17 protein-coding genes are annotated in these 17,821 nt (G+C 41.2%); 1 reads left to right on the top strand and 16 read right to left on the bottom strand.

The features are described from left to right. Window positions 1-525: 525 nt before the first annotated feature. Together OIZ54_RS19535 and OIZ54_RS19530 are read right to left on the bottom strand one after the other, a co-directional pair. The gene (locus OIZ54_RS19535) at window positions 526-2,319 is read right to left on the bottom strand and encodes a choice-of-anchor I family protein (protein ID WP_264391096.1); all 1,794 of its coding nucleotides are present in this window, start codon (window positions 2,317-2,319) and stop codon (window positions 526-528) included. A gap of 86 nt (window positions 2,320-2,405) precedes the next feature. Then, entirely contained in the window at window positions 2,406-3,617 is a 1,212-nt protein-coding gene (locus tag OIZ54_RS19530; protein WP_264391095.1) for an acyltransferase family protein, read from the bottom strand. Between the two features lie 141 nt (window positions 3,618-3,758). On the opposite strand from OIZ54_RS19530, the gene OIZ54_RS19525 reads away from it, so the two are divergent. Further along, window positions 3,759-4,601 (top strand): LytR/AlgR family response regulator transcription factor, encoded by an 843-nt coding sequence (locus OIZ54_RS19525; protein WP_024032123.1) that lies wholly within the window; start codon window positions 3,759-3,761, stop codon window positions 4,599-4,601. A 28-nt stretch (window positions 4,602-4,629) separates the two neighbouring features. On the opposite strand, the gene glmU is transcribed toward OIZ54_RS19525, so the two are convergent. The 14 genes from glmU to mnmG all read right to left on the bottom strand — a co-directional run bounded on the left by glmU (window position 4,630) and on the right by mnmG (window position 17,584). Continuing rightward, on the bottom strand, window positions 4,630-5,988 hold the full coding sequence (gene glmU / locus OIZ54_RS19520) for a bifunctional UDP-N-acetylglucosamine diphosphorylase/glucosamine-1-phosphate N-acetyltransferase GlmU (protein ID WP_024032124.1): 1,359 nt from the start codon (window positions 5,986-5,988) through the stop codon (window positions 4,630-4,632). A gap of 247 nt (window positions 5,989-6,235) precedes the next feature. Beyond that, on the bottom strand, window positions 6,236-6,658 hold the full coding sequence (locus OIZ54_RS19515) for a F0F1 ATP synthase subunit epsilon (RefSeq protein WP_004588077.1): 423 nt from the start codon (window positions 6,656-6,658) through the stop codon (window positions 6,236-6,238). Between the two features lie 13 nt (window positions 6,659-6,671). After that, a complete protein-coding gene (atpD, locus tag OIZ54_RS19510; protein WP_004588076.1) occupies window positions 6,672-8,057 on the bottom strand; it encodes a F0F1 ATP synthase subunit beta in 1,386 nt (461 codons plus the stop codon). A gap of 33 nt (window positions 8,058-8,090) precedes the next feature. Further along, a complete protein-coding gene (gene atpG, locus OIZ54_RS19505; protein WP_004588075.1) occupies window positions 8,091-8,951 on the bottom strand; it encodes a F0F1 ATP synthase subunit gamma in 861 nt (286 codons plus the stop codon). Window positions 8,952-9,011: 60 nt separating this feature from the next. Next, window positions 9,012-10,553, bottom strand: a complete 1,542-nt coding sequence (gene atpA, locus OIZ54_RS19500; RefSeq protein WP_004588074.1) for a F0F1 ATP synthase subunit alpha — start codon at window positions 10,551-10,553, stop codon at window positions 9,012-9,014. 14 nt (window positions 10,554-10,567) lie between these two features. Further along, window positions 10,568-11,101 (bottom strand): F0F1 ATP synthase subunit delta, encoded by a 534-nt coding sequence (gene atpH / locus OIZ54_RS19495; protein WP_004588073.1) that lies wholly within the window; start codon window positions 11,099-11,101, stop codon window positions 10,568-10,570. Between the two features lie 16 nt (window positions 11,102-11,117). Next, entirely contained in the window at window positions 11,118-11,588 is a 471-nt protein-coding gene (gene atpF / locus OIZ54_RS19490) for a F0F1 ATP synthase subunit B (RefSeq protein ID WP_004588072.1), read from the bottom strand. Between the two features lie 42 nt (window positions 11,589-11,630). Beyond that, complete coding sequence (gene atpE, locus OIZ54_RS19485; protein WP_004588071.1) at window positions 11,631-11,864, bottom strand: F0F1 ATP synthase subunit C; 234 nt, start codon at window positions 11,862-11,864, stop codon at window positions 11,631-11,633. Window positions 11,865-11,915: 51 nt separating this feature from the next. After that, window positions 11,916-12,773, bottom strand: coding sequence for a F0F1 ATP synthase subunit A (atpB, locus tag OIZ54_RS19480; RefSeq protein WP_004588070.1), 858 nt, complete (start codon window positions 12,771-12,773; stop codon window positions 11,916-11,918). A 15-nt stretch (window positions 12,774-12,788) separates the two neighbouring features. Next, window positions 12,789-13,169: an ATP synthase subunit I gene (locus OIZ54_RS19475; RefSeq protein ID WP_024032126.1), complete on the bottom strand. Its 381-nt coding sequence runs from the start codon at window positions 13,167-13,169 to the stop codon at window positions 12,789-12,791. Between the two features lie 142 nt (window positions 13,170-13,311). Then, window positions 13,312-14,238, bottom strand: coding sequence for a ParB/RepB/Spo0J family partition protein (locus OIZ54_RS19470; protein ID WP_264391094.1), 927 nt, complete (start codon window positions 14,236-14,238; stop codon window positions 13,312-13,314). A gap of 20 nt (window positions 14,239-14,258) precedes the next feature. Next, a complete protein-coding gene (locus OIZ54_RS19465) occupies window positions 14,259-15,044 on the bottom strand; it encodes a ParA family protein (protein WP_004588067.1) in 786 nt (261 codons plus the stop codon). A gap of 14 nt (window positions 15,045-15,058) precedes the next feature. Beyond that, on the bottom strand, window positions 15,059-15,679 hold the full coding sequence (gene rsmG, locus OIZ54_RS19460) for a 16S rRNA (guanine(527)-N(7))-methyltransferase RsmG (RefSeq protein WP_004588066.1): 621 nt from the start codon (window positions 15,677-15,679) through the stop codon (window positions 15,059-15,061). A gap of 15 nt (window positions 15,680-15,694) precedes the next feature. Beyond that, window positions 15,695-17,584, bottom strand: a complete 1,890-nt coding sequence (gene mnmG, locus OIZ54_RS19455; RefSeq protein WP_264391093.1) for a tRNA uridine-5-carboxymethylaminomethyl(34) synthesis enzyme MnmG — start codon at window positions 17,582-17,584, stop codon at window positions 15,695-15,697. Window positions 17,585-17,821 lie beyond the last annotated feature (237 nt).

Genomic DNA, 17,821 nt, shown 5'->3' with positions numbered 1-17,821 from the left:
TTTTCTTAAGTAAAACCTAAGTAAGTTATTGCTGTTGGTCACTCAGTTTCAATTGAGACTCTAAATTTGTTTGCCTCACTACCTAAGTAGCTTGGCTGTTAGAACTCAATCTGTACGAGTGCCCACACAGATGATTGCTTTATATTGTTAAAGAACGTTGCGACGTTGTCGCTAGGGATGCGTATAATACATCCTTTATTTTTCGAGTCAACACTTAATTTTAAACTTTCTTTTTAGAAGATTTAAAACCGAAGTTTTACTTAACTCTCTGAGCCGTTGTGCCTTGCTATGCTTCAGCGTTTCCCGTCTCAGTGGGGTCGCATTATAGGGAGATTCGAGCGAGGGTCAATGTTTTATTTCAGCTTTTTGACAAATAAATGAATTTAGTATGAAACGCATACAAATAAAGGCCTGCGGGCTGATTTTAGATTAAAAAACGCGCATGTTAAGTCGCTATTTTACAGCTAATATTTGCGCGTTAGAAAAAGCAGTACATTTAGCAATCACTGTACTGCTTTGTTGGTTTTAATTTGCTGCAATTTGCCATACAGCTATAGAACCTGAGATCTCATTACCGATTATAAGCAGTGGCTCGCCTGTCGCACTTTGTTCGGCAGGTACAAACACCATGCCTTCGGGTGCAAGGTCGCCGGTTATATCTGCCCCTTCTATTACACCACGGTTATAAAAGTAATCTTCAAATTGCACATCGTAAGGGTTGGTAATATCGTAAACCATAATCCCGCCCATGCGCTCAAGACCTATAAAGGCAAAAGTGCGTTCGTCTATCGTACCTATTGTTAGCGCTTCGGGTTCTGCGCCTTTATCATCTGAGCGTGTGTCACCTTCGTTTTCATCTTCATTGTTATTAAAGGCTTCACCATGAACCGATGCGGTAATACGACCTATGTCATCGCCTGAGTCAAATACCACCAGCCCATTACTGTCCCAAATAGTAAATGAGCGTGCACCATAGGCATAAAGCGATTCGTATTGACCGTCGTCATTCGTATCACCTTTTACAGTGCTTACCTTCAAGCGGCCTATATCGTCATCGTCGTTATTTAAGTAGTCAAAATTAGCTGCAAGCGTTAAATCTTCAACGCGGCTTTCATCTATATAGGCAAGACAGCCATCATCTTCATCGTAATCTAGGCCGCCCTTTGCTGTGCAGTCTGCTTCATCTGTTACATCAAAGAAGTACTCGCGTGCATCACCTTCATTTGCCGATACTATAAAGTTTGCGCCTTTCCAGCTAAAGCTTGAAATTGTATCTGGCTGATACATACCATAAAGCCCTGGGTACGATTTAAAATTAACACCGCCGTCTTTATCTGATGCATCTATTTGTAAATCTGACCAGTCTTTAAAGCCTAGCGCTTTTAGCTCTACGCTATTATCTTCTAGGTTAATAATAGCGAGACCGTTATTTTCTTGAATTGATACGTAGGCATAGTTGTTATCTTTAGAAATGCTGACGTACTCAGGCTCTAAATCCATAGCTACTGTCGTATTTATTACATTTCCGTTAATAGTGCGCCCTGTAGGGTTAGCAAACACAAATCCATCAGATTCAAGCTCAGCTTGCTGACTATTGTAAGTAGTAAAGTCAATATTAGTTGCCGTATCAGCTACTACACCTTCTACTATATTAATTATGCTCACAGAGCCTTCTGGGTCGATACTGTAATCGCCATTAGGTTCACCTTCGTTGGCTACAACTACTTTTGTACCGTCGTGGTTAAAAGTCACCATGTCTGGTAAAAAGCCCGCTGGTACATTTTTTATGAAGGCGGGTGTATCGCCGCTTATGTCGTAAAATGCAATTTGACCCGCTTCGCCCACATTTTTAGCAGCCATAGCCACAGCTAGCATTTGGTTGTTTTCATCTATTGCTATGCTGTTTGCATCGCCTGGGGTGTTGTCGTTTAAGGTAAGGGTAATGGTTGATGTTAGGTTAGTTGCACTCACTATCCCTTCGTTATCTTGAACAAGGGCCGCCGTATCAAAGGTGTCGGCGGGTATAATATTCACTACTGCTTCATCACCAGAGCTGTTAATGGCGTAAATCCACTTTTTAGATGCTTGATATGCGACTATTTCGGCTGCACCTTCGGGGCTTTGGGCATTAAGTACAGCGCGGCCTACTAAACTGATATTTAACGCAGAGTTTGCATTGGTGCCGTTAGTACCATTTTGACCCGCTGTGCCTTGCTCCCCTTGGATACCTTGCGTGCCGTCTTGGCCGTCATCTCCATCTAGTGAGCAACCCGTTAATATTGATATGAGTGAAAGTGCTATAAGTGACCTTTTTAACATTGTTATTTTCCTTAGTGTGGTATTGAACAAAATAACAACACACAGGTATGACAAAGCTATGGCACTTTTAATAAAGCTTTTTTAACTTAAAAAACGAGTTTAAATGCTAAGGGGCACACAAGAATAAGGCTTACTGTATAACCTAATAATTTATAAGGCTTGGAATAGCTATTTTGAGTTTTAACACCTATTAAAGGCCTTAAAATATCAATACGTGTCACTATTAATGTAATAACCGCGCAAATACACCATGTACCAATAACAACCAAGAGTGGTTCAATAAAAGAACCTACCTCTAAAGGCTGCAAAACAAAACATAGGATTATGAGTACACTTTGGTGCAATAAATAAAAAGGGAACACCCAGCTATTAAATGTTTTTAAGTAATTAGTTTTAAAGTTTAAAAAATGCTGTGCGAGTGCAAGCATGGTAAGCACTCCCAGTACTCTTTGAATATTGTATATAGTAGTAAAAATATAACTAGGTAAATCAAATACGTTTTGGTAAGCCATTAATATGTATATACACAGCAGGGTAAAGCTTACACATAACACCCAATAATAGTGTTTTAGGCTCGCCCAAAAATAATCGTGTTTGGCTGACAGATACCCTATAAATAGAAATATAAAGCCGTTAGCCTCCCTTACAGCATCTCCTTCTAAGTAGTTATGTGTAAGCAACATGGCTATGACTAATAAGCTTACCAGTAATGGCAGGCTCACTTTACCTAACTTGAGTAAAGGCATAAAAAAAGGGAGTTTCATGAATAGTGAAAATAAAATAATGATAAGCATAAACTGCCAAAGAGAGCGTAAATACCATAAATGATTTACATCTACGTGCGGCCATACCCCAGACTGGTAATTAGCAAACATCTCATTATTAATATCTAAAAACGCTAAGTAGAACTGCCAATACGTTATGTCTATTACGCTTTTTTGCGACATTTCTGCATACAACTGAAAGGGAACTATTAACCATAACCCCACCAGCAATGGTAGTAATATAAAAATAGAGCGATTTAAAACAAATAACGCATTTGATTTAACACCTCTCACTTTATCGAGCATAAAGCGAAGTGCTACTCCAGATATAAACCAAATCAGTAGCATTCTCCAAGGAGCAAACACCAACAAAAAATACTCTACGTAGTGAGATATATAAGTGCTTTTAAAGTGAAAGCCCCAGTTTTCGCTGTACAACATGCCAATGTGATAAAAAATAAGTACAGCAAACGCAATGACTCTCAGCCAATCAAGAAAGTAATGGCGGTTTGTTACGTGTAATTGTTTATTCATGCTAAAACCAATGTATACCTATTGGTACTAGTAAGACTTAAACGACTCGCAAAAACTATTCATAAGTGCTTATATTACAGGCAATAGTGATAAACGGTGGTATTTAGGGATAAACCCACCACATAAATATAAGCACATACTATGAACCTACAACACTTTCAGCGTTTTCAAACCTTATACGCATCAGTATTACTGTGTGCTTACGTATTAATTAATAATACCGTAAATGCAACAACCCAAATCATGGAGGTAAAAAGATCAGGAGATTTACCATTTTTAATTTGGGAGCCATTTGTATGGGAGTATTCAAGCGCGTTAGGATCTTTGCTTATGTTTCCGGCTTTAATTTGGTTTTTGAATAACACACCTTTTAAATGGCATAAAATACCTGCTTCATTGGGTATGTATTTTGGCGCTTCAATTGTATTTAGCATGTTACATATTGCTATTATGGTAGGCAGTCGCAAGCTTGTATATTTAGCTTGGGGTCGCTCTTATGATTTTGGTTTGAGTTGGTTTGAATTAATATACGAATACCAAAAGGATGCTATAAGCTTTATATTTTTTATTGCGCTCATAAAAGTATATCAATATGTCGTTCAGCAATTAATTGGGGAGGCATCTTCTATAGAAGAAAGCGAGCAACAAGCAACACCCACTCTAAACCGTTTGCTTGTAAAAAAGCATGGTAAAGAGTTTATTGTAAAAATAGACGATGTTGATTGGCTTGAATCATCGGGCAACTATGTAAACTTGTATATTGGCACGTCTATTTACCCTTTAAGAATGACCCTAACAGCACTAAGTGAGCAACTAGAAGATAAAGGCTTTTGCAGAGTCCACCGCAGTCATGGTGTAAATCTAGATAGAATAGAATCTATAACACCGCTACCTAGTGGCGATAGTGAAATAAAACTAACTACAGGTAAGATGCTTAACTTATCTAGGCGCTATAAAGAACAGTTTAAACTTCAACTGAAATAAAAAAGGCTACCTAAGTAGCCTTTTATAATTATTTTTTAACCGGGCGTTTCCAGCCCGTTAAATTACGCTGTTTAGAACGTGCTATTGCAAGCTGCTCATCTTCAACGGTACTGGTGATCACAGAGCCTGCACCTACAGTTGCTGTTGCACCAATGTTTACTGGGGCAACAAGCGATGAGTTTGAACCAATAAAGGCGTTATCACCAATAATGGTTTTTGCTTTATTAACACCATCGTAGTTACAGGTAATAGTACCCGCGCCAATATTCACTTTTTCACCAATTTCAGCGTCGCCTAAGTAACTTAAGTGGTTTGCTTTAGAACCCTTACCTAAGCGGGTTTTTTTCATCTCTACAAAGTTACCAATGTGCGAGTCTTCTTCCATAACCGCACCAGGGCGCAGGCGAGCATATGGGCCTAGCGTACATTTAGCCGCTACGCTTGCATCTTCAATTAGGGTATTCGCTTTTATTACAACGTTATCGCCTATGGTACAGTTTTTAAGTACGCAGTTAGGGCCAATTTGAACGTTATTGCCTAGGGTTACATTACCTTCAAAAATAACGTTTATATCAATTAATACGTCTTCGCCTGTTTTAACATTGCCACGTACATCAATACGAGCAGGGTCGGCTAGGGTGGCACCATTTAACATTAACTCTTCTGCTTGCCATGCTTGATAAGCACGCTCTAGGCCTGCAAGTTGTACGCGGTTGTTTGCGCCTTCAACTTCCATTGCATGATCGGGCTGTGCTGAGGTGATTTCTACACCTTCACTGTGCGCCATAGCAACAATATCTGTAAGGTAGTATTCACCCTGCGCATTATTGTTAGATAGATTGCCTAACCATGTTTTTAAAAGCTTGCCGTTAACCGCCATAATGCCGGTGTTTACTTCGCTGATAAGTAGCTGCTCAGCGCTTGCATCTTTTTGCTCAATAATACCTACAAGCTTGCCCTCTTCTCGTAGCATACGGCCATAGCCATTTGGGTTAACCAAATTAACTGTTAATACCGCCAAACCATTTTTAGGTGTTGCAGCTAGTAAGCGCTCAAGTGTTGATTGCTTTGTAAGAGGTACATCACCGTATAAAACAAGTACAGTGTCGTCATCATTAATATGAGGGCTTGCTTGTGCTACTGCGTGGCCAGTACCAAGTTGTTCTGCTTGCAATACCCAGTTCACGTCGTTATCGGCAAGTTGTTGTTGTAATAGTTCGCCGCCATGCCCGTAAACTAAATTAGTGGTGGTTGCACCAAGTGCCTTTGCGTTATCTATAACATGCTGCACCATAGGTTTACCTGCCACTTTATGCAGTACTTTTGGTAGGGCAGAGCGCATACGAGTACCTTTACCCGCAGCAAGAATTACTGTTGTTAGAGCCATTAAAACAATTTCCTTTTTCCGTTGTTTTAGTGAGGAGTTAATGAAAGTAGCTTAACTAGATTACGCATGTCACTCCATGTATACATACTCAGCCGTATTATAAAAAATAATGGCTGAATCTATGATAAACAAACTATTCATAATAATTACACTTATTGTAACCAGCTTTGCTAACCGATATAAGTGTAAAGCCAAATTACAGGCACAAAAAAGCCCACATAACGTGGGCTTTTAAAACCGGATAGGCTTACTTTTTACGTAATTGCTGAATTACGCGAAGTTGTGCAATAGCTTCTGCTAGTTGCATAGCTGCTTTTTGATAATCAAATTCAGCTGCTGACGCATTAGCCATTTGGCTTTCTGCGTCACGCTTAGCTTGCTCTGCGGCTTGCTCGTCTAGGTCTTCACCACGAACAGCTGTATCAGCAAGTACGGTTACTATGTTCGGTTGAACTTCTAGTGTACCGCCAGCAATATAGATCAGTTCTTCTTCACCATGTTGCTTAACTAAACGTACCATACCAGGTTTAAGGGCAGTTAGTAGTGGGGCGTGACCGGCATTAACACCAAGCTCACCTTCACTACCAGATACTTGAATCGATTCAACTAGACCAGAGAACAAGCTCTGCTCTGCGCTTACTACGTCAAGATGTACAGTCATAGCTGCCATACTACCCTCCTAATTACATGCTTTTAGCTTTTTCTTGAGCTTCTTCGATAGAGCCAACCATGTAGAACGCTTGCTCTGGAAGGTCATCAAATTCACCGCTTAGAATGCCTTTAAAGCCAGCAATTGTGTCTTTTAGTGAAACGTATTTACCTGGCGCACCTGTAAATACCTCTGCCACGAAGAATGGCTGAGATAGGAAACGCTGGATTTTACGTGCACGAGATACAAGTTGCTTATCTTCGTCAGAAAGCTCGTCCATACCTAGGATAGCAATGATGTCTTTAAGTTCTTTGTAACGCTGAAGAACTGTTTGAACGCCACGTGCTGTATCGTAGTGCTCTTGACCAATTACTAATGGGTCAAGTTGACGTGAAGATGAATCAAGTGGGTCTACCGCTGGGTAGATACCAAGTGATGCGATATCACGTGAAAGTACTACTGTTGCATCTAAGTGAGCAAAGGTAGTTGCTGGAGATGGATCCGTTAAATCATCCGCAGGTACGTATACCGCTTGGATTGATGTAATTGAACCTGTCTTCGTTGAAGCGATACGCTCTTGAAGTACACCCATTTCTTCAGCAAGTGTAGGCTGGTAACCTACCGCTGATGGCATACGACCAAGAAGTGCAGATACTTCTGTACCAGCAAGCGTGTAACGGTAGATGTTATCTACGAAGAAAAGTACATCGCGACCTTCGTCACGGAACTTCTCAGCCATAGTAAGACCAGTTAACGCTACGCGTAAACGGTTACCAGGAGGCTCGTTCATCTGACCGTATACAAGCGATACTTTATCAAGTACGTTTGAATCGTTCATCTCATGGTAGAAATCGTTACCCTCACGAGTACGCTCACCAACACCTGCGAATACTGAGTAGCCGCTGTGCTCGATTGCGATGTTACGGATAAGTTCCATCATGTTTACGGTTTTACCTACACCGGCACCACCGAATAAACCAACTTTACCACCTTTAGCAAATGGACATACAAGGTCGATTACCTTGATACCAGTTTCTAAAAGTTCTACTGAACTTGATTGCTCTTCGTATGAAGGCGCTGCACGGTGAATAGACATACGGTCTTCTTCGCCGATTGGGCCAGCTTCATCGATTGGCTCACCAAGTACGTTCATGATACGACCAAGCGTTGCTTTACCAACTGGAACTTGAATCGCTTCACCTGTATTTTCTACCGCTGCGCCACGACGTAAACCGTCAGTAGTACCTAGTGCGATAGTACGAACAACACCGCCACCTAGCTGTTGTTGAACTTCTAAAGTCAAACCAGCTAAATCGCCATCTGTTACTTTTAGCGCGTCATATACGGCTGGCACGTTGTCTTGAGAAAACTCAATATCCACAACGGCACCGATAATTTGGACGACCTTACCTAAACTCATGTCTATTCCTCTCGTTAATCTTTGCCTGAAGCATTAAACTGCGGCTGAACCAGAAACAATCTCACTAATTTCTTGTGTGATTGCCGCTTGGCGGGCCTTGTTATAAACAAGCTGTAACTCATCCATAAGGTCGCCGGCATTATCTGTTGCAGCTTTCATTGCAACCATACGGGCAGCCTGTTCAGAGGCAGCGTTCTCAACCACACCTTGGTATACCTGAGACTCAACAAAGCGTACAAGCAAAGACTCTAATATAGCGTCTGGGCCTGGCTCGTATAAGTAGTCCCATGTGTGGGCAGATACTTCTTCTTCAGCTTTTGGCAAAGGGAGTAACTGGTCAATTGTTGGTTCTTGCTTCATGGTATTAACGAAGTTGTTATATACCAGGAATAAACGGTCAATTTTACCTTCTGAGAATGCATCTAGCATAATTTTTACAGGACCAATTACGTCTTGTACTGAAGGCTTATCTCCAAGGCCTGCTTTTTTAGCAAGCACTTGACCGCCAAAACGTTGAAAGAAGCTAGCAGCTTTGCTACCTAAAGTTGCAAACTCAGCGTCCACACCTTTTTCTTTCCACGCTTTAATGTCTAATGCAACTTTTTTAAACTCATTTGAGTTTAAGCCGCCACATAGACCACGGTCTGTAGAGATAACAATATAACCAACTCGTTTTACTTCACGTTCTTCTAAGAACGGGTGAGTAAAATCAAGATTTGCTTGAGCAACACGACCAATTACTTTGCGTAATTTGTCAGCGTATGGACGGCTTGAAGCCACTCGTTCTTGCGCCTTTTTCATTTTAGACGCAGCAACCATTTCCATTGCGCTAGTGATCTTTTGAGTATTTTTAATACTCCCGATCTTGCTTTTAATCTCTTTTCCGCTGGCCATGACTCTCTCTCCGAATCAAGGTGTGCTTTAGTAAACTAAAGCGCACCATTAATAACTAAATTACCAAGTTTGCGTAGACTTGAACTTCTCAAGAAGTTCTTTAAGCTGCGCTTCGATCTCGGCGTTGTAGTTACCAGTTTCATTGATTTGAGCCACAAGCTCTGCGTATGTGCTACTTGCATAAGAAAGTAAAGCTGCTTCGAAATCCATAATTTTAGAGATTTCGATATCTTTAAGATAACCTTTCTCAGCTGCAAATAACGACAAAGACATTTCAGCAACAGACATTGGTGCGTACTGTTTCTGCTTCATTAGCTCTGTTACACGCTCACCATGCTCAAGTTGAGCACGAGTTGCATCATCAAGGTCAGACGCGAACTGCGAGAACGCAGCTAATTCACGGTACTGAGCTAGGGCTAGACGGATACCGCCACCTAGTTTCTTAACGATTTTAGTTTGTGCAGCACCACCAACACGCGATACCGAGATACCAGCATTTACTGCCGGACGGATACCTGAGTTGAATAAGTCAGTTTCTAAGAAGATCTGACCATCGGTGATAGAGATAACGTTTGTCGGTACGAACGCAGAAACGTCGCCGCCTTGAGTTTCAATGATTGGCAATGCCGTCAATGAACCAGTTTGTCCTTTCACTTCACCGTTAGTGAACTTTTCAACGTAATCAGCGTTTACACGCGATGCACGCTCTAAAAGACGCGAGTGAAGGTAGAATACGTCACCTGGGTATGCTTCACGACCTGGTGGACGCTTAAGTAGTAATGAGATTTGACGGTAAGCAACAGCTTGCTTAGATAAATCATCATATACGATTAATGCGTTTTCACCACGGTCACGGAAGTATTCACCCATAGTACAGCCCGAGAACGGTGCTAAGTACTGAAGTGCCGCAGACTCAGAAGCCGATGCTACAACTACGATAGTATTTGCAAGTGCACCGTGCTCTTCTAATTTACGTACTACGTTAGCAATAGTAGATGCTTTTTGGCCAACCGCTACGTACACACACTTAACGCCTGTGTTTTTTTGGTTGATGATTGCATCGATTGCTAGTGCAGTTTTACCTGTTTGGCGGTCACCGATTACAAGCTCACGCTGACCACGACCAACTGGAATCATCGCATCAATAGATTTGTAACCAGTTTGAACTGGCTCATCTACAGATTGACGCTCGATTACACCTGGAGCAATTTTTTCTACAGGTTCAAAACCGTCGTTATCTAAAGCGCCTTTACCGTCGATAGGAGCACCTAGTGTGTTTACAACACGACCAAGTAAGCCAGCACCAACAGGAACTTCTAAGATACGACCAGTTGTGTATACTTTTACGCCTTCAGTAAGGTCAGCGTAAGGACCCATAACTACTGCACCAATTGAGTCACGCTCAAGGTTTAGTGCGATAGCATAACGGTTGCCTGGAAGCTCAATCATCTCACCTTGCATACAGTCAGCTAGACCGTGGATGCGGATGATACCGTCAGTAACAGATACGATAGTACCTTCGTTACGAGCTTCACTTACAACTTCGAACTGCTCAATACGTTGTTTGATCAGATCTGAAATTTCAGTGGAATTAAGTTGCATGCTCTTTTTCCCAATTACGATTGTAGTGTTGTGGCTAAGCGGTTTAATTTACCGCGTACTGAGCCGTCGATTACAGTGTCACCCGCCTTAATAATAAGGCCGCCAACAACTGCAGCGTCTTCACTACAATTCAGCTTAACTTTGCGTGCGAAACGTTTTTCAAGTGTCGCTACCAATGACTCTTGCTGCGCTGCAGCAAGAGGGGTTGCCGAAATCACATCTACGTCGATTTCTTTGTCATACTCTGCTTTAAACGCAGCGAATAACTGAGCAACCTCAGGCAGTGCAATCAAACGTCCATTTTCAGCCATCACCTTAACTAGGTTCTGACCTTGTTCGTTGAGCTGCTCAGCACATAAGTTAATAAATAACTCAGCTTGTGCAGTAGCAGTAGGCAATCCAGCTAGAATGGCTGATGCTTGTTCATTGCTGGCAACTTCGCCTGCAAAAAACAACATGTCATTCCAGCTTTCAATCGTGCCTTTTTCAACGGCAAGTTCAAAAGCCGCTTTAGCGTATGGGCGAGCGATAGTAGTCAATTCAGACATGCTCATACCCTCCTAATTACAGCTCAGCGACAAGTTTTTCAACGATGTCACTATGTGCGGCTTGATTGATTTCACGCTCTAAAATTCTTTCAGCGCCAACCACTGCCAGAGTTGCTACTTGCTTACGTAGCTCTTCTGTTACACGGTTACGCTCTGATTCAATTTCAGAGTGCCCTTGAGCAATAATTTTTTCACGCTCTTCTTGTCCACGAACAGTTTCTTCGTCAACAATAAGCACGGCACGCTTTTTAGCTTGTTCAATGATATCAGCCGCTTGAGCTTTTGCATCTTTAAGCTGTTCTGCAGCTTTTTGTTGCGCAAGTTCTAAGTCTTTTTCGGCTCTATCAGAGGCAGCTAAACCATCTTCAATTTTCTTCTGGCGAGACTCAATTGCATCATTAAGTGGTGGCCATACATATTTCATACAAAATAGTACAAACACCGTAAACGCAATTAATTCACCGATAAGAGTGGCTGTTATGTTCACGACCGCTCCTCCTTAAAATAGTAAGCTGTTCAAAAAATAAAATTAAAGTACGAACAGGATTACCATTGCGATACCAACACCGATCATTGCTACCGCATCGATTAGACCAGCTAGGATGAACATCTTAACTTGTAATGAAGGTGCAAGTTCAGGCTGACGCGCACATGCTTCTAGGAATTTACCACCCATGTTACCGAAGCCGATAGCAGTACCGATTGCACCGAAGCCGATAAGTAAAGCAACTGCGATGTACTTAAGACCTAATACTAGTTCCATTTTTTTCTCCAAAGTTTCAATTGTTAAAGTTAAATATAAAAAGTGTATAAATTAGTGATTGTCTGAACTTGCCATGCTTAGGTAAACAATGGTTAGCATCATAAATACGAATGCTTGTAACACGATTACTAAGATATGGAATACAGCCCAAACAAAGTGCAACGGAAGTTGCATTAAACCAACTGCGCCGATAAGTATGAATATCAATTCACCAGCGTATAAGTTACCGAATAAACGCAGTGCTAACGAGAAAGGCTTAGACACTAGAGCGATTGTTTCTAGTAATAAATTACAAGGAATTAAGAAAATCATAGCCACTTTGCTATTAGAGCTAAACGGGTGAAGTGTAAGCTCTTTAATGAAGCCACCAACCCCTTTAATTTTAATAGAGTAACCAATCATCAGAATAAACACACCCAGTGCTAACGCAGCGGTTAAGTTTATGTCTGTGGTAGGTACAATTTTCATGTAAACGTCGTGTGAGTCCATGCCAAAGGCTTGTTCACCAACAAAACCAGCAAGTGCAGGTAAGAAATCAACTGGGATTAAATCCATTAAGTTCATTAAGAACACCCAAACAAAAATTGTTAAGGCTAATGGAGCAATTAATTTGCTTTTACCGTGGTAAGTGTCACGTACGTTGTCACCAACGAACTCAACAATCATTTCAATAAAACATTGAAATTTACCCGGTACTCCGGTGTGAGCTTTCTTTGCGGCGCTTCGGAAGGTCCATAAAAATAATAGACCAAGTCCGATTGACCATGCGAGGGTATCTATATTCCATGTCCAGAAACCACTGTCTGCACACGCTTTGTTGAAGGCAAGACCTGAGTCGGTCATACACATCTTAGCGTTTGTTAAGTGATGCTGGATATGGCTTGATATAGTAACTTCTTCTGCAGCCATGTTATATCCCAAAAGTTAATGTTTAAAAAAAACGGGTGCAAACAATCCAGTAAAGAGCACAAATACGTAAACACAAAAAAACGGCACTAAAACGACCGTGGTTGACTTGAGTATCAGTGCAAACAATACGATTGTTAGCATAAATTTTAATCCGTTACCGCGTTTTAACGAGGTATACGCTTGATTTGCTTTGCTTGCACCCATATATCTGAATGCATAAAGCGCAAATACTAGGTGGGGAAGTATTGCTACGCTGCTACCGGCAAGTGCTGATACGCTGGCGTTTACTCCCCAACCAACAAAAATAATTACTGCAGCTACAAGTGCTACGATACCCTGAAGACAAATTAATTTAAATGCGGCAAGCCTATAAGGTCTTGCTAACTTATTAGTCACGTTTAGTTAACCTTTATGGCGTTCTAATTGTTAGGGTGTGAAAACTGGCGAAATTATACTTAATCCTACCAGTTTTGCAACTTGAGTAGACGCTTTGTAACACAAAATAGCTACAAATGTCTCTTATCGGACATGTAAAATTTTAATGGTCGGTATTGCTGTGATTTATACGATTTAAAATGCCATCAAGCTCATCTAAATTGGTGTAAGAAATAACCAACTTACCTTTGCCTTTCGCGTTATAATTTATTTCTACTTTAGCCCCTAAGTTGTCGGCTAATTTTTGCTCTAAACGCTTAACATCTGGGTCTTTTTCTGGTGCTTCTTTAGCAGCAACCGGCTCTAAAATTGAGCGTACTAACTTTTCGGTTTCGCGAACAGTTAGCGCTTTAGCAACGGCTAATCTTGCAGCGTCAGATTGTGCTTCACCTTCAAGTGCTAATAAACAGCGTGCGTGGCCCATTTCTATGTCGCCATGCTCTAACAGAATTTTAACATCACTATTTAAATTGTTTAATCGTAGTAAATTGGTCACGGTAGTGCGCGATTTACCCACCGCATCGGCAACTTGCTGGTGCGTTAATTCAAATTCATTCAATAATCTGTTTAAAGCGATAGCTTCTTCCATTGCGTTTAAATCTTCACGCTGAATATTTTCTATCAGCGCAATAGCAACGGCGGCTTCATCTGGCACATCTTTTACAATACAAGGTACGCTTTCAAGCTTTGCTATTTGTGCAGCACGCCAACGGCGCTCACCGGCAATTATTTCAAAGCTATTTTCTGCAACAGGGCGCACCACAATTGGCTGAATAATGCCTTGAGAGCGGATAGAGCTTGCTAACTCCTCAAGCGCTTCTTCAGACATATCTTTACGAGGCTGGTATTTTCCTGAGTGTAAAAACTCAATAGGCAGCTTTTGCAATTCATTCGCAACGTGCTGTGCTGCAGTTTGTACAGCTTCAGTCACATTTACTGTGTCTTGTTCCTTGCTTGAGCTCGGCGCTGGTTTTGATGAACTTAAAAGGGCATCGAGTCCTCGGCCTAAACCTCGTTTTTTAGCAGACATGTTATTTTTTTACCTTAAAGTTAGGCGACTACCGGCGCTGTTTTTTCTTTTCTGCGTAGCATTTCGCCCGCAAGTGCTAAGTAGGCTTTTGCGCCACTTGATGCGCGGTCGTAGTACATTGCTGGTGCACCAAAACTAGGTGCCTCGGCAAGACGCACATTACGTGGGATCACGGTGCGGTATACTTTATCGCCAAAATGTTGTTTTAATTGTTCTGATACATCATTTGCTAATCGATTGCGCGGATCGTACATAGTACGAAGAATGCCTTCAATTTGTAAGTTAGGGTTAACTAACTTTGCAAGTTGCGTAATAGTGTCCATTAATGCGGTTAACCCTTCAAGCGCATAATATTCACATTGCATAGGTACTAAAATAGAATCAGCAGCAGCCATGGCGTTTACTGTTAACATATTTAGTGAAGGCGGGCAGTCGATAAAAATAAATTCGTATTTATCTTGTATTTTTTCAAGCGCATTACGAAGGCGTACTTCGCGTGCAAACAATTCCATTAACTTTACTTCGGCTGCGGTTACATCGCCGTTGGCCGCTATCATATGATACTCACCCGAGGTTTCAGTGATTATCACCTCATCCATTGGTTTTTCTTCAATGAGTAAATCGTAAATGGTGGCGACATCGCCATATTTGTCTACACCGCTACCCATCGTAGCGTTGCCTTGGGGGTCGAGATCTATTAACAGCACTTTACGCTTCGTTGCAGCCATAGATGCAGCGAGATTAACAGCCGTTGTTGTTTTACCAACGCCGCCTTTTTGATTTGCTAATGCGATGACTTTTGCCACTATGTCTCTGATCCCTAGTCTTTAGAAAGAATAATTAAATGTCGTTGTGCATCAAGCTCAGGCACTACTAGCGAGATTTTATCTTCAAATTTTACACCCTCAGGTAGCGACTCTAGCTCTTCACTAGGAAACACACCTTTAAGCGCTATAAATTTGCCTGAGTGATCAATTAAGTGTGAACACCAATCAACCATATCTTGCAGTGAAGCAAACGCACGACTTAGTACGCCATCTAATTTAACACTTGGTTGATATTCTTCAACTCTTGACTGCACAGGGGTGACATTATTTAGCCCGAGCTCGTGTTTAACTTGCATTAAAAAGCGAACACGTTTGCCTAAGCTATCAAGCAATACAAATTGCGTATCAGGTAGTGCAATAGCTAATACAATACCTGGTAAGCCAGGACCTGTGCCTACATCAATATAATGATGACCGGGTAAATGAGGTGCAACAACTAAGCTATCCATAATGTGCTTAATCATCATTTCTTCTGGTAAGCGTACAGACGTTAAATTATACGCTTTGTTCCATTTGTTTAGTAACTCAACGTATTTAACTAATTGCTGTTGTTGTTTTTCAGTTAGCGCAATATCAGTTTGCGCTAACAATGTTGTTAATTGTTGCTGTAACACAGTTTACCTTTACCATTACGCAGTTTTGCGTAATAAGCCTTGCTTCTTCAGATACACTAATAATAGCGAAATCGCCGCTGGGGTGATACCAGAAATACGAGAAGCTTGGCCAATAGTGTCTGGACGCGCATCTGTTAACTTAGCAACTACCTCGTTTGATAAACCCGATACCGTTGAGTAATCGAACTCTTTAGGCAAAATGGTTTCTTCATGACGAAGCTGTTTATTGATCTCATCTTGCTGGCGCGCAATGTAGCCTGCGTATTTAGTATGGATCTCAACTTGTTCAAGTGCAGCTTGGTTTGTAAACTCAGATCCAAGCCCATCAATAGCCATTAAATCGTCGTAACGAATTTCTGGACGACGAAGTAGATCCTCTAAACTTGCTTCACGAGTAAGCGGTGTTTTTAATAAGGCGTTTACTTGATCAACCACAGCATGATCTTTATGGATCCAGGTTTCTTTAATACGCTGTTTCTCTTTTTCGATCACTTCCATTTTTTCGTTAAATGCCTGCCAGCGCTCATCGTTAACTAAACCAAGTTCACGGCCTTTTTCTGTTAAGCGAATATCAGCGTTATCTTCACGCAATAATAAACGGTATTCCGCACGGCTAGTAAACATACGGTACGGTTCTTTTGTACCAAGCGTTGCTAAGTCATCTATTAGTACGCCCACATACGCTTCATCACGACGTGGAGTCCATGCATCTTTGCCTTGTACTTGTAAAGCGGCGTTCATGCCGGCTATTAAACCTTGTGCACCGGCTTCTTCGTAACCAGTAGTACCATTTATTTGGCCTGCAAAAAATAGTCCGTCTATAAACTTGGTTTCTAATGACTGTTTTAAATCACGTGGGTCAAAGAAATCATATTCAATAGCATAACCAGGGCGACAAATATGTGCGTTTTCAAAACCATCTATCGATTGCACAATTTGTAACTGCACATCAAAAGGTAAGCTGGTTGAAATACCGTTTGGGTAAAGCTCGTACGATGTTAAACCTTCAGGCTCTACAAATATTTGGTGCTTGTCTTTATCAGCAAAGCGCACAATTTTATCTTCTATTGAAGGGCAGTAACGTGGTCCTATACCTTCAATTACGCCAGAGTACATAGGCGAGCGATGTAAATTGTTACGAATAACCTCATGGGTTTTTTCGTTTGTGTAGGTGATATAGCACGGTATTTGCTGTGGGTGATCGCTTTGTTTACCAATAAACGAAAATACCGGTGTAGGCGCATCACCTGGCTGTTCTTGCATCTTGCTAAAATCAACTGTACGGGCATCAATACGTGGTGGAGTACCTGTTTTTAAACGGTCTACTCTAAAAGGTAACTCACGTAAACGATCAGCAAGTGCAATTGAAGGGGGATCGCCTGCACGACCACCTTTAAAATTCTCTAAACCAATATGTATTTGGCCACCTAAGAAAGTACCTACGGTTAATACAACACTAGGTGCGCTAAAACGTAATCCCATTTGGGTTACTACGCCAACAACTTTGTCGTTCTCAACGATAAGATCATCACACGATTGTTGGAATATTTTTAGGTTTTCTTGGTTTTGTAATGTGTTTTGAATTGTAGCTTTGTACAAAGCGCGATCAGCTTGTGCTCGAGTTGCACGAACAGCAGGTCCCTTTGAAGAATTTAAGGTACGAAATTGAATACCGCCTTTATCAATAGCTTGTGCCATAGCACCGCCTAGCGCATCAATTTCTTTAACCAAATGGCCTTTGCCTATGCCACCAATTGCAGGGTTGCAAGACATTTGACCAAGTGTATCCATATTATGAGTTAGCAGCAGGGTATTCATCCCCATACGTGCAGCAGCCAATGAGGCTTCAGTGCCTGCATGTCCACCACCTACTACGATAACGTCAAACTTTTCGTGAAAAATCATTAATGGGATCCTACTTAATCAAACCAGTAAACTTCAAAAGGGAGCGTATTCTACCTAGAAATTAGCAGAAGATAAATGATTAAACAGTGGGCAAGATCTAAGTCACTGATCACTTATAATATAAAGGATCTTTTAAAGAGATCTTTTAATACTATTACTACTAGTGATCGGGTTTTCTGTTGATAAGCTCTATTTATTCATTTAAAACATAAAATTAGATCAGATCTAAAGGTGTTA

The sequence above is a fragment of the Pseudoalteromonas sp. A3 genome, assembly GCF_025942345.1.
Taxonomy (GTDB): Bacteria; Pseudomonadota; Gammaproteobacteria; order Enterobacterales; family Alteromonadaceae; genus Pseudoalteromonas; species Pseudoalteromonas atlantica.
Note: the sequence above shows the minus strand (reverse complement) of the source record. Positions and strands in the feature narration are given on the sequence as shown.